At 62.1% G+C, this 12,944-nt stretch carries 13 protein-coding genes; 5 read left to right on the top strand and 8 right to left on the bottom strand.

Annotated features, from left to right (window positions below):
* Positions 1–10 precede the first annotated feature (10 nt).
* Positions 11–730, bottom strand: coding sequence for a response regulator (locus tag Q1A91_RS04145; RefSeq protein WP_299873230.1), 720 nt, complete (start codon positions 728–730; stop codon positions 11–13).
* Between the two features lie 131 nt (positions 731–861).
* Between Q1A91_RS04145 and mce the strand changes: the two genes are divergently transcribed.
* Both mce and Q1A91_RS04135 read left to right on the top strand, forming a co-directional pair.
* Positions 862–1,266: a methylmalonyl-CoA epimerase gene (mce, locus tag Q1A91_RS04140; RefSeq protein ID WP_299873227.1), complete on the top strand. Its 405-nt coding sequence runs from the start codon at positions 862–864 to the stop codon at positions 1,264–1,266.
* A 3-nt stretch (positions 1,267–1,269) separates the two neighbouring features.
* Positions 1,270–1,563, top strand: a complete 294-nt coding sequence (locus Q1A91_RS04135) for a DUF1467 family protein (protein WP_299873224.1) — start codon at positions 1,270–1,272, stop codon at positions 1,561–1,563.
* Here the strand turns inward: Q1A91_RS04135 and Q1A91_RS04130 are convergent.
* Genes Q1A91_RS04130 through trpS form a run of 4 tightly spaced genes read right to left on the bottom strand, consistent with a single transcriptional unit; the run spans position 1,523 to position 4,936 of the window.
* Entirely contained in the window at positions 1,523–2,230 is a 708-nt protein-coding gene (locus Q1A91_RS04130) for an EI24 domain-containing protein (RefSeq protein ID WP_299873221.1), read from the bottom strand. The two genes, Q1A91_RS04135 and Q1A91_RS04130, sit on opposite strands and share 41 nt — an antisense overlap.
* Entirely contained in the window at positions 2,215–2,793 is a 579-nt protein-coding gene (locus Q1A91_RS04125) for a nitroreductase family protein (RefSeq protein WP_299873218.1), read from the bottom strand. Before Q1A91_RS04125 ends, Q1A91_RS04130 begins: the two co-directional genes overlap by 16 nt.
* Before the next feature lie 6 nt (positions 2,794–2,799).
* Positions 2,800–3,906: a class II histone deacetylase gene (locus tag Q1A91_RS04120; RefSeq protein ID WP_299873215.1), complete on the bottom strand. Its 1,107-nt coding sequence runs from the start codon at positions 3,904–3,906 to the stop codon at positions 2,800–2,802.
* Between the two features lie 10 nt (positions 3,907–3,916).
* Positions 3,917–4,936, bottom strand: a complete 1,020-nt coding sequence (trpS, locus tag Q1A91_RS04115) for a tryptophan--tRNA ligase (RefSeq protein WP_299873212.1) — start codon at positions 4,934–4,936, stop codon at positions 3,917–3,919.
* 73 nt (positions 4,937–5,009) lie between these two features.
* On the opposite strand from trpS, the gene Q1A91_RS04110 reads away from it, so the two are divergent.
* Entirely contained in the window at positions 5,010–5,696 is a 687-nt protein-coding gene (locus Q1A91_RS04110; RefSeq protein ID WP_299873209.1) for a rhomboid family intramembrane serine protease, read from the top strand.
* 280 nt (positions 5,697–5,976) lie between these two features.
* On the opposite strand, the gene murJ is transcribed toward Q1A91_RS04110, so the two are convergent.
* The 3 genes from murJ to Q1A91_RS04095 form a co-directional block, all read right to left on the bottom strand.
* Complete coding sequence (gene murJ, locus Q1A91_RS04105) at positions 5,977–7,518, bottom strand: murein biosynthesis integral membrane protein MurJ (protein ID WP_299873206.1); 1,542 nt, start codon at positions 7,516–7,518, stop codon at positions 5,977–5,979.
* A 75-nt stretch (positions 7,519–7,593) separates the two neighbouring features.
* A complete protein-coding gene (locus Q1A91_RS04100; protein WP_299873203.1) occupies positions 7,594–10,377 on the bottom strand; it encodes a [protein-PII] uridylyltransferase in 2,784 nt (927 codons plus the stop codon).
* Between the two features lie 2 nt (positions 10,378–10,379).
* Complete coding sequence (locus Q1A91_RS04095) at positions 10,380–11,564, bottom strand: penicillin-binding protein activator (RefSeq protein ID WP_299873200.1); 1,185 nt, start codon at positions 11,562–11,564, stop codon at positions 10,380–10,382.
* An 87-nt stretch (positions 11,565–11,651) separates the two neighbouring features.
* Between Q1A91_RS04095 and rsmI the strand changes: the two genes are divergently transcribed.
* Both rsmI and Q1A91_RS04085 read left to right on the top strand, forming a co-directional pair.
* Positions 11,652–12,515: a 16S rRNA (cytidine(1402)-2'-O)-methyltransferase gene (gene rsmI, locus Q1A91_RS04090; protein WP_299873197.1), complete on the top strand. Its 864-nt coding sequence runs from the start codon at positions 11,652–11,654 to the stop codon at positions 12,513–12,515.
* A complete protein-coding gene (locus tag Q1A91_RS04085; protein ID WP_299873194.1) occupies positions 12,515–12,901 on the top strand; it encodes a YraN family protein in 387 nt (128 codons plus the stop codon). The genes rsmI and Q1A91_RS04085 overlap by 1 nt, the downstream gene beginning before the upstream one ends.
* Positions 12,902–12,944: the final 43 nt, after the last annotated feature.

The raw sequence follows: 12,944 nt of genomic DNA, 5'->3' as shown, positions 1-12,944 counted from the left end.
GCAAGGCCGCTCAGATCGCCATGCGTTGCGACAGGCGTTCCTGGATCAGCCCTGCGATGATGGCTGTCTCTGACCCGGCGGATTGACCGGTGGCACGCCGTGCCGCCAATGCTTGTGCGGCGCGCTCCATGCCGCCATCCTCAGCCGATCGTGCAACGCCGGTCAGGAACTGGGCGACATAATCAATGGCGGCCTCGTTTTGTATGTCTTCCAGCATATCGGCTGCATGGGCCATATCGTCCAGATAGGCGATTCGGTCCGGTGAAATCTGGACATCGGATATCTCCCGCACCCCCTGTGGGCGGCGGTCTTCTGGGAGGAGGGACAGGAGCTTTTCCTGAAAATTCGCCATGGATATGATGGGTTTGGCCATGAAGTCATCCGCACCAGCCGCCAGCGCTGCGGCTTCCGTGTCGGGATCACCGGAGATGGCGAGGATCACCTCAACCCGCGGCTGGGCTTCGTTCAATTCAGTGATCAGCCCACATCCGTCGCCATCGGGCAGGCCAAGATCCATGATCACCACAGAGGGGCGGTAAACCCGCAGGTGGCGTCGTGCGGAGCGCAGGCAATCGGCACGTCTGATCCGGGCGCCGGACCGCAGGCACAGCAAACGCAAGGCTTCGCAGGCGAAGCGGCTGTCCTCTACCACCAGAACGGTCAGGCCCAGCAGGGGCCGCGTTGCAGTCGGGGCCGGCAGGTTTGCCGCAAGTGGGTCTTTGGGGTCCATGGGTCGCTCCAGAGTTGGCTAGGACACCATGGTTAAAGGCAGATGGCTAATAGCACGTTAACGTGCCGCATTGCTCTTAAGGTTTATTCGCTCCATATGGTGCCCCAGACCATCAAAGGGAGATGTGAAAGATGATTGGCCGTTTGAATCACGTTGCTATTGCCGTGCCTGATCTTGAGGCCGCAGCAGACCAGTACCGCAACGCGCTGGGTGCCACTGTCGGCGCGCCGCAGGATGAGCCGGATCACGGCGTCACGGTCATTTTCATTGAGCTGCCCAATACCAAGATCGAATTGTTGTATCCTTTGGGGGAAAACTCTCCCATTCAGGGGTTTCTGGACAAGAACCCCGCAGGTGGCATTCACCACATCTGCTATGAGGTTGAGGACATCATTGCCGCGCGCGATCATCTGAAATCCACCGGCGCCCGTGTGCTGGGCACCGGAGAGCCGAAGATCGGCGCCCATGGCAAGCCTGTGTTGTTCCTGCATCCCAAGGACTTCAACGGCGCGCTGGTCGAGCTGGAACAGGTGTAGGCGATGGGGGTCGTTTCCGGACTTGTTCTTTTTGCAGTGATCTGGTCGCTGACCTTCTGCATCGCCTTGCCGATCCGCATTCAGACCCAAGGCGATCTGGGAGAGATCGTGCCGGGCACCCATGCCGGCTCGCCCGAGCATCATCACATCCGCAAGAAGGTGTTCTGGACCACGATTGTCGCCTTTATCATCTGGGCCATCGTCGCGACGATCATCCTGTCGGGTTGGATCAGCGTGGATGATGTCGAAAGCCTGTTCAGGGCTGGCGCGTGGTCAGGCCGTGAAACAGGTGAGTAAACGTCGCCGCGCCCAGGATGGGCACCAGCAGGTTTAACAGAGGCACTGTCAGCGGAATGGCCATCAAGGCCCCCGCCACCCAGATGGTGCCGACATGTCTGCTGCGCAGGGCTTTCGCCTCCGCCCGGCTCATGCGGCGCTGGGCGGCCATGGTGAAATACTCCCGACCCAGCAAGAACCCGTTCAGCCCCCAAAAGATGACCGGGGCAAGCGGCGTGAACAGCAGATAGAGGATCAGCGCCAGCAGGTTGGCCGCGATCAGTACGCCGAGAAAGTTCACCGTATCGCGCAGCGCATCGCCAAAGGACACAGGCGTGGGGCGTGGCAGGGCGGGATAATGCTTGGCCTCTACCGCGTTGGCGACATCATCCAGAAACATCGACGTGATCGCCGAGGCGACCGGCACCATCAGAAAGATCGACAGGAAAGCCAGCAGGAATGCCGCGCCCCATGAAAACAGATCATCCAGCCAGCGGACTTCTCCCAAAACGGGCAGCCAGGCTTCTTCGGGTGTGATGTATTCAATCAGCCATGCAAAGCCGGCCGTGGCACCAATCAAAAGCAGCAATGCCAATGCGATGCCCATGAAGAACACCCGCCGGAACGGGCGGTCGCTGAGCTGGCCCACGGCCAGCCCGAAAGCGTTGAAGATCAGGCCGATTGCCATGTCGTGATGCTGTCCATGTCAGGGCGGGGGCGCTCGGGCGGGACGGCCCCTTCGGTGCCGATGTGGATCATGCCCGCGATACGCTCATGGTCTGCCAAGGCCAACCCGTCGCGCATGAAACCGCGGTCATGGGAGGGCCAGCCGCTGAGCCAATTCGCACCCCATCCGGCGGCAAGGGCAGCGTTCAGCAGGGCCAGACAGACAGCGCCAGCGGAATAGGTCTGCTCCAGCGCGGGGATCTTCTCTGACGGTTTCTGGACTTCGATCACCGCCACAGCAAGACCACCCTGATCATACTGGGTGCGCCCCTTGGCGATCTGTTCAGCGTCCAGCCCCAGCGCCTTGCCCCGCGCCTCTGCCACCTCGGCCAGCCGTGCAAGAGCGGCGCGCTCCAACACGATGAACCGCCAGGGTTCAAGTTTGCCATGATCCGGCGTGCGCGCGGCGGCGACAAGCAATGGCATCAGGACATCGCGGTCGGGCCAGGGGCCGCGCAGGGTTTTGGCGGGGCGGGACCGACGGGTTTGCAGGAAGTGGAGGGCATCGGGGTTGGGGTCAGGCATTGGCTTTCAAAGCTCCAGTTGCGCCGCCATCCGGTCAATGGAGGCGCGCAGGAACGCGTCCATCTCACCCGCTGGCTGACGGTGGGCGACAACCTCCGCGACGGGGTCGGGGGCGTCTGTCTGGCTGCCTGCAAGGGTGGCTATGGTCGCGTGGCCGCAGAACGGCACATAGGCTTCTGAATACCCGCCTTCGTGGGTGAGCACCAGTTTACCATCGCACAGGCGCTGTGCATCTGCCTTGATGTGTGCAGTCATCTCTTTGAAGGTCCTGGCGGTGGCCATCATGCTCGACAAGGGGTCGAACATGGCGGCATCGAACCCGCAGGCCACGATGATCATATCGGGTTTGAACGCATTGAGCGCGGGCGTCACGATCCGCTCCATCACGTGCATGTATGCGGTATGGCCCGACCCGGCGGGCAGCGGCACATTGATGTTGTAGCCTGCGCCCGCGCCGCGCCCACGGTCGGCAATCGCCCCGGTGTCGAGCGGGTAGTTGCGGTCCTGATGGACAGAGATGGTCAGCACGTCGTCGCGGTCGTAGTAGATCGCTTCGGTGCCATTGCCGTGGTGCACATCCCAGTCCAGCACGGCGACGCGCTTCACCAACCCCTTGGCCTGCGCGGCCTCAATCGCCACGGCGATGTTGTTGAACAGGCAAAAGCCGTTGGGATCGTTGGGCAGGCAGTGGTGGCCGGGCGGGCGGCTGAGCGAATAGGCGTTGTCCAACGCGCCCGTCGCCACCGCCTCAACCGCAGCAAGCGCCATGCCCGCAGACAGGGCCGCGATCTCGTAACCCCCATGCAGAAACGGCGCATGATGGCCAAGCTCGCCCCCCTTGTCGTCAGAAAGGGATTTGAATGCGTCGAGGTAGGAGGCCGGATGCACCCGCTCCAGATCGCTGCGGCTGGCCTCCGCGGCGGTGCGCACGTCCAGTTCGGACAGCAATCCCGTCACATCCATGAGGTTTTTCAGACGCCGCTTTGTCTCCGGGCTCTCCGGCAATCCGCCGGAGACGAGAGGTTGCACATTCCCGCCCAGGGGAAAGGTCAGGGCATAATCGCCGCCGCCGTGCCAAAAGCACTTTTCGTCCCAGTAAAACCCTGTCGCCATCGCGGCCTCCCTAGCTGACCATCCCTATGATCTCATATGTGCGCTTGAGGATCGGCGCGGTGATTACCCGCGCCTGTTCCGCGCCTTTGGCAAGGATGCGGTCAATCTCATCCGTGTCAGCCATCAGCCGTGCCATTTCAGAAGAGATGGGGGCCAGTTTCTCAACCGCAAGCTCTGCAAGGGCAGGTTTGAAGGTGCCAAACTGCTGGCCGCCGACGTCTTTGAGGACGTCTTCAAGGCTCTGATCGTTCAGCGCGGCATAGATGTTGACCAGATTGCGCGCCTCGGGGCGGTCATCAAGGCCTGCCAGCTCAGAAGGCAGCGCATCCGGGTCGGTCTTGGCCTTGCGGATCTTCCTGGCAATCGTGTCGGCGTCATCGGTCATGTTGATGCGGCTGGCGTCTGACGGGTCGGACTTTGACATCTTCTTGGCGCCATCACGCAGGGACATCACGCGGGTTGCTGCGCCTTCGATCACCGGCTCGGTGATGGGAAAGAAATCTTCGCCGTAGTCGTGGTTGAACTTCGCGGCGATGTCGCGGGTCAGTTCAAGGTGCTGTTTCTGGTCCTCGCCCACGGGCACGTGGGTGGCATGGTAGATCAGGATGTCCGCCGCCATCAGCGCCGGATAGGCAAAGAGGCCAAGCGACGCGGCTTCGGCATTTTTGCCTGCCTTGTCTTTCCACTGGGTCATGCGCCCCATCCAGCCCATGCGTGCGATGCAGTTGAAGATCCACGCCAGCTGCGCGTGCTCCGGTACTTGGCTCTGGTTGATCAGGATGGATTTTTCGGGCGAGATGCCCGATGCAATGAAACCTGCCGCCAGTTCGCGGGTATTGTGCCGCAGCTCAGCCGGATCAATCAGCTTGGCTGTGATCGCATGCAGATCAACCATGCAATAGACCGTTTCAAAATCCTCATCCTGCATCGATACGAAGCGTTTGATTGCGCCCAGATAGTTGCCAAGCGTCAGACCACCGGACGGCTGGATGCCGGAAAAGACGCGCGGGGTGAAGGATGTCTCGGACATGGGGTTTCCTCTGGGGTGGATTTGGCAGTGTGCAGGGCTTACTGGTGGGCGCAGACCCCGTCAAGGAGCGCCCATGGAAGACCCCGATATCCAGCCCCCCGTGAACCCGATCCCCGCAGCGGTGGTGCTGATCTTTATGGTGATCACAGCGGTCGAAGCCGTTCTGTCGCTGGGCGAAGCAGGTCTTGTGGGCGGACCGGGCGCGGTTGGATGGCGGCTGGCACAGATCAGGGACTACGGGTTCTCCGATCAGGTGTTCAACCAGATGCTGGCGCAGGGTGTCTGGCCCTGGCAGGGGCTGGTGCGGTTTGTGAGCTATCCGTTCATTCACCAGTCCTTCACCTCTGCGATTTTTGGTGTGGTGCTGTTGCTGGCGCTGGGCAAGATGGTGGCTGAGGTCATGGGGCAGCTGGCGTTCCTCGTGTTGTTCTTTTCCTCCGCCATCGTGGGGGCGCTGACCTATGGCCTGCTGCTGGATGAACAGATCTGGCTGACCGGCGCGTTTCCTGCGGTCTTTGGGCTGATTGGTGGATATTCCTATGTCATGTGGCGGCATCTGGAGCAGCAGGGCGCGCATCAATTGCGGGCGTTCTCGCTCATTGGGGTGTTGATGGGGCTGCAACTGGTGTTCGGGATATTTGCGACGGTGGGGATGCTCTGGGTGGCGGATCTGGCCGGGTTCATCTGCGGCTTTTTGCTGAGCTTTGTGGTCGGGCCGGGGGAATGGTTCCGATTGAAGAACCGGATCAGGCGGGATTAGGGCCAGGACACCTAGAGCAACCAACCCAAAACCTGAGGTCCTCAGTTGCGCAGAAAGGCCCCGGATACGGGTGTGTTCCGGCGCAGCGCGGGCTGGTTGCCCGGTCAAGCCGGTACCGCCCGGAGGCGGGGCCTTTCCGCGCAACCCGAAGGGCCAAACAGAATTTCCCCAATCCCGGCGCGTCGCATCTTGCAGGGGCAACCAGCCCAGGCTGCGCCGCGACGCTTGGTCTTGGGAAAATTCTGTTTGGCTGAGTGCTTCAGGCTTTGGGTTGGTTGCTCTAGCCGCGGCGCACCGCACTGCGGAATTCAGAGATTTTGAACGCGCCGATCAGCTGGCCGATGCCAAAGAAGCTGGCAGCGCCGACGCTGAGCAAGACAAGCAACGCCAGCCCGCGCCACCAGGGCAATCCGATGAACGGCTGGAGTGCGACATTTGTCGCCATCAGCGCAACGCCCATGACCACGGATGCAGCGATGATCCGCCAGATGCGCTTGTGAAAGCGCGCGTCGAACCGGGCGGCATCGCCAAACCGTCGCGCGCCAATGGCGAGACAGGCAAACATCACCCAGCCCGCAAGGGTTGTGGCCAGCGCAGGTGCGATCCAGCCCACAAAGGGCGCAAGCCCAATGGCGAGGGCCGCGTTCACGACCATTGCCACAAGGGCGAAGTAGAACGGGCGTTTGGTGTCTTCGCGGGCGAAATACACCGGTTGCAGGATCTTCTGGAGCACGAAGGCAGGCAGGCCAAGGCCGTAGATGGTGACGGCTGTCGCAATCGCCGCGCTGTCGTCCACGTCTGACGCGCCGCGCTCAAACAACACGGTGACCAATGCCAGCGGGACAACCGTCAACGCCACGGCTGATGGTAAGGTAAGCGCAAGCGAGACTTCGGCAGCGCGGCTCAGGGTATGGTGTGCGCCCTGCGTGTCACCCGCCCGCAGGCGGCGGGACAAGTCAGGCAGCAGCACCACGCCTACAGCGATCCCGACAACACCGAGCGGCAGTTGATACAGCCGGTCAGCGGCAAAGAGCCAACTCACCGCACTGTCGTATTGGCTGGCGACAAGCTGGCCCACGACAAGGTTGATCTGCATCACACCCGACGCCATCGCGGCAGGCAGGGCGATAACGATCATTGCGCGCATGTCCTTGGTCCAGCGGGGCCGTCCGGGTTTCAGGGCAAATCCCGCATCCGCCGCCGCCCGCCAAGTCAGCGCCAGCTGTGCGACACCGGCCAGCGGGATGGCCCAGACAAGCCAGGTCACCACAGCGCCGCCCGTGAGCGCGCCAATGGTCATGGCGGCAATGACGAAGATGTTCAAAAGCACCGGTGCTGCCGCCGCAACGGCAAACCGGCCCGTGGCATTCAGAACGCCTGAAAACAGCGCCGCCAGCGACATGCACAGGATGTAGGGAAAGACGATACGGCCGTAACCCACGGTCATGTCAAAGCGTTCGTCGCCCACAAACCCCTCTGCCGTGGCCCAGACCAGGGCCGGCATGAACACCATCCCCAGCCCGGTCAGCACCAGCACCACCAGCCCAAGACCGTTGAAGGCATCGCGGGCAAAACGCTGGGCGTCTTCCTCGCCTTCCAGTTTCTTTGCAAACATCGGCACGAAGGCTGCGTTGAACGCCCCTTCGGCAAAGAACCGGCGGAACATATTGGGCAGCCGGAACGCCGCAACAAAGGCGTCCATCACCGGTCCGGGCCCGATCAGAGACAGCAGCAGCACCTCGCGGATGAACCCCAGCACACGGCTGAGCAAGGTCCACACCCCCACGGTGAAAAAGCCGGTCATCAGGCGGATGGGTTTCATGGAGGGCCTTTGCTGCGCTGCGGTTCTCCAGCCTTAACTTGGCCGCGGGGTGGGCGCAATCTGCAAGGCGGGCATTTACCCTTCAGCCCGCTCCACCCCTTCCGTGATGGCCGTCCGAAGCCGCTTTTCAAGCGTCTTCTGCTTGCTTTCAGCGTAGTACTTCAGCCCGAACATGTCTTTGACGTAGAAAGTATCGACCACCTGTTCGCCATAGGTCGCAATGACCGCATTGGCCACATAGACGTTTGAATCCGCCAGCGTCCGCGCCAGATCATAGAGCAGTCCGGGACGGTCGCGGGTGTCCACTTCGATGATCGTGTAAATCTCAGACCCTTCGTTGTCGAAAGTGATATGCGTGGGCACCCGAAAGGCTTTCTCGCGCTTTTTGACCTTATCGCGAGACTTCAGCGCATCGCGCGTCACCACTTCGCCGCGCAGGATCTTTTCGATCATCTTGCGCAGGCGGGGCAGGCGGTCGGCTTCATACGCGTTGCCGTCCGCGTCCTGAATCCAGAAGGCATCGGTCACATGCCCGTCTCGGGTGGTGTAGCTGCGCGCATCGACCACATTGGCACCGACCAGCGCCAGCGCACCTGCCAGCCGTGCGAAGATGCCCGGATGGTCGGACATCACAAAACAGGCGCGGGTGGCGTCGCGGTCCTCATCCGGGTGCAGATCAACGCGGATTTCCTCATCTTCTATATCCCGCAACAGGTTCGCAAAGGCCACATGCGCCGTGACATGCAGACCCTGCCAATAGGGATCGTAGTGCCGCGCTGTTTCTTCCTGAAGCGCCTTGCGCGGCCAGTCTGACAGCGCTTCGCGCAGAGCCTTCTTGGCCTCCGCGCCGCGGTTTGCGCGGTTGAGGTCCTCAAGCCCGGTTTCAAGCGCGCGTTCGGTCTGCCGATACAGCGCGCGGATCAACACGGCTTTCCAGTTGTTCCAGGTGTCCGGGCCAACCCCGCGAATGTCGCAGACCGTCAGCACGCAAAGCAGGTCGAGCCGTTTGACCGTTTGCACCGCCTTGGCAAAGTCCCGTACCGTGCGTGGGTCCGCGATGTCGCGCTTCTGCGCCATGTCCGACATCAACAGATGATAGCGCACCAGCCATTCGGCAGTGTCGACCTCGTCCTGCTTCAGCCCCAGCCGTGGCGCGATCTTGCGCACCATTTTGGCGCCAAGGATGGAATGGTCTTCTGGCCGCCCCTTGCCGATGTCATGCAGCAGCAGCGCGGTATAAAGCACCTTGCGGTTGACCCCCTTGGCGAGGATGGAGGAGGCGACAGGGAGTTCTTCCTCAAGCTCCCCGCGTTCGATCCGGGCAAGGTTGGCGATGCACTGGATGGTATGCTCATCAACCGTGTAGCTGTGATACATGTTGAACTGCATCATCGCGACGATGGGTTCGAATTCGGGGATAAAGGCGCTCAGCACACCCAATTCGTTCATCCGGCGCAGGGCGCGTTCGGGATTGCCGTGTTTGAGCAGCAGATCGTGGAACAGCCGTGTCGCTTCAGGGTCGGCGCGCATGGCGTCGTCGATCAGGTGCAGGTTGGCCTTGATCAGACGCATGGCGTTGGGATGGATGAGCATGCCGGTGCGCAGGGCTTCCTCGAAAATGCGCAGAATGTTGATCTTGTTGGACAGGAACGCCTCCTCGTCCTCAATGGCGAGGCGGTTGTGGACGACCTTGTATCCCTTCTTGACCCGTGGTTTGCGGCGAAAGATGCGTTCAAGCAGGGGTTCGGCCTTGAGGTGCACGGCTTCGAGGTTGGTCAGGAAGATGCGGGTCAGATCGCCAACGGCGGTCGCATGGCGAAAGAAATCCTGCATGAAGATTTCAACGGCGCGTCTGCCGCCAGTGTCCTCATACTGCATCGCTTCGGCCACCTGCACCTGCATGTCAAAGGTCAGCTGTTCGGTGGCGCGGCGGGTCAGCAGGTGCAGATGGCCACGCACCGCCCAGAGGAAATCCTCGGCGGCGCGGAACGTCTCGTATTCATCGACGCGGAACACGCCGGTTTTCTGGAGGTCAGAGACCCGTTCGACCCCGTAGATGTGCTTGGCGATCCAGAACAGGGAATGCAGGTCGCGCAGCCCGCCTTTACCTTCCTTGACGTTCGGCTCCACCACATAGCGTTGCCCCTGCCGGGTATGGCGGTTGTCGCGCTCCTCCAGCTTGGCTTCGATGAACGGGCGGCCGGTGCCTGCGAACAGGTCATGGCGCAGGGTGGTTTTGAGCTGCTCAGCGAGTTCCGGGTCGCCTGCGATATGGCGTTGTTCCAGCAGGGCGGTCTGAATGGTGAAATCCTCCCCACCCAGGCGGACGCATTCCTTGATCGTGCGGGTGGCGTGGCCAACTTTCAGTTTCAGATCCCACAGCATGTAGAGCATGCTTTCGATCACGCTCTCGCTCCAGGCGGTGGCCTTGTAGGGGATCACAAACAGCAGATCGACGTCAGAGAAAGGGGCCATTTCGCCCCGTCCGTATCCTCCGACCGCCATCACCGACAGGCGCTCCCCCTCGGTCGGATTCGGATTGGGGTGCAAGTGGGTTGTGGCCACATAGAGGGCCATCTGCACCAGATTGTCTGTCAGATAGGTATAGGACCGTGTCATCGGACGCGCATCAAAAGGGTGCGCCGCAAAGCGTTCGGCAATCAGGGCCCGTGCGTCTTTTTGCGCCCGCGCCAGGGCCTTCACGGCCGCCTGCCGCGGCGCGCCTTCGTCCGGATCGGTGCAGGCCGCATCGAGGGCAGACCGGATGGCCGATGTATCAAACAGGTCTCGCGGTTCGGCAATCAGGCGCCGCTCGGGGGCGGCGCCTGATGGAGGGGTTTGGGCGGTGGTGTCTGACAACTCTAGAAACCGGCGCCGCCGAAGGCGGTTGGCGCGGGTTCAAGCACCACGACACCCCGGTCCCGCACGGTTGCGATGGCAAGGCCCCGTTCATTGGTGCCGTCACCGCGCAGGCGGAAGATGCCGCTGGCCCCGCGGAACCCGGCGTTCTGGGTGAGGGCGCGCGCGGACAAGGCGTCAGACTTGCCGGATTTCGCAAGCGCGCCGACGGCTGCAATGCCGTCAAAGGCGAGGCCCGCCAGCGGATGCGGATTTGTGCTGTAGGCTTCGGTATAGCGCGCGCGGAACGCGCCGGAGGCAGTCGGGTCCGGTAGCGCAAACCAGCCGCCTTGCACGCCAGGCAGATCAAGCGTTTGCGGCGGGATATCCCAGCGGGTCAGGCCGATGTATTGCGCGCCGGGTGCGGAGACGCCTGCCTCTGGCAGCAATTGCGCAAACAAGGGCAGTGCGCTGGCGGAAGAGGTGGTCAGAAAGAGCGCATTGGCGCCTGTCTGGTCCATTGTCGCCTTGACCCGTGGCACAGCGGCGGTCACCGCTTCCTGGCTCAGCGCATAGCTGACGGAGCCGGTGATCGTGGCGCGGTTGTTGGCTGCGGCCTGCGTGATGGCTGCGCGGCCCAGTTGGCCTGCGACATCATCGGCGTGCAGAATGACGATCTTGTCCCGGCCATTGCGGCGGGCAAAGCCGACAAGCCGATTGGCTGTATTGGTGAATGTCGGCCCCATCACAAAGACATTGCCGCCCGCGATGGAGGGGTTGTTGGAAAACGACAGGACGTTCACCCCTGCCGGGGCAACGGCCACGCCAGCGGCATTGGCCGCTTCGCCGTAGACGGGTCCCAGAATGATCTTTGCCCCTTCATTGACAGCTTGCGCCGCCACGTTGGCGGCTGTGCCTGCATTGCCTGCCGTTGAATAGACCCGCAAATCAACCTGCACACCGTCCAGATCCCGGATTGCCAGACGGGCAGCGTTTTCAAGGTTCTGGGCCAACAGATCGTCACTGCCTGATCCGCCGCTGGGCACCAGCAGGGCCACGGGGATGGGGGCGGAGGTGTCAATGTCGGGCGCATTCGCGCTGCCGATGCCGCCAAGGGCGATGGGTTCACAGGCGGCCAGAAGGACCGCGCAAAAAGACATCAGGATCATCCGCAGCTGCATGCGACGGGCTTCGACAAAGGCAATCATTTAATGGTACTCCCCCAGTGGTGGCATGGCGCCCCCGCGCCGATTACATCGGTCGCGATCATAGAGAGTGCGAAAGGCGGGTCCAGCTTGAATTATCAAAAGACCACCCTGCCGGCGGGTTTCTACCTTGTCGGTGTGCCCATCGGGACGGCGCGGGATATCACGCTGAGGGCGCTTGATGTGCTGGCATCTGCCGATGTACTGGCGGCCGAAGACACCCGCAGCCTGCGTCGGCTGATGGACATCCATGGTGTGCCGCTGGGCGACCGCCGGGTGATCGCCCTGCATGATCACAGTGCGGTGCGGGTCCAGGACCAGTTGCTGGCGGCAGTGAAAGACGGCAAAGCCGTTGCCTATGCGTCCGAGGCGGGGATGCCATTGATCGCAGATCCCGGATTTGAACTGGCCCGCGCGGCCCGTGCCGCCGGGTTGCCGCTGACCTGCGCACCGGGGCCGTCCGCCGTGCTGACAGCGCTTGCGCTGGGCGGGCTGCCGACAGATGCGTTCTTTTTTGCAGGCTTCCTGCCGAATGCGAAAGCCGCCCGGTGCCGCGCTTTGGAGGGGCTGGCAGAGGTCGCAGGCACTTTGGTGTGCTACGAATCCCCCAAACGGTTGGGTGCGATGCTGCGCGACGCAGCACAGGTGCTGGGCGAAGGGCGCGAGGCTGCTGTCTGCCGGGAACTGACCAAACGGTTCGAAGAGGTGCAGCGCGGCACGCTGGCGGAACTCGCCGCGCGATATGCGGAAAAAGCACCAAAAGGGGAGATCGTTGTTCTGATCGACCGGGGACGTTTAGAAACTGTTAGGGAAGTTGATTTACCCTCGGCCTTGCGGCTGGCGTTGGAAACGATGTCGATGCGGGATGCGGTGGATGCCGTGACCGCCGCACATGGATTGCCACGCCGCAAGGTGTATCAAGCAGCGCTCGCGCTTGGAAAGGATGACAACTGATGCAACCAGCCCTTGTCGATCACCGCCGCAAAAGGGGACAGACCGCGTACCATGCAGGTCTCGCTGCGGAACAGCGCATTGCTCAGGACTACGCGCGACGCGGATTTGCACTGGCCCGCGCACGCTGGCGCGGCAAAGCGGGTGAAATTGATCTGATCCTGCGCGATGGGGCCGGGCTCATTTTTGTTGAGGTCAAGCAGGCCCGTGATTTCGACCGCGCCGCTGAAAGCCTTTCCGCCCGCCAGATGCGCAGGCTCTATGGTGCGGCCGAGGAATTTCTTGGATCGGAACCCGCTGGCAGCCTGACAGAGGTTCGTTTTGATGTCGCCCTTGTGAACGGTCGCGGGGAAACGCGGATCATCGAAAACGCCTTTGGTCACGGCTGACCCATTGCACCTGTCCCTCTGCTACGCCATCTAGAAACGGCGT

The sequence above is a fragment of the uncultured Sulfitobacter sp. genome (assembly GCF_947500075.1).
Lineage (GTDB): Bacteria > Pseudomonadota > Alphaproteobacteria > Rhodobacterales > Rhodobacteraceae > Sulfitobacter.
This window is presented reverse-complemented; position numbering and strand designations above follow the sequence as displayed.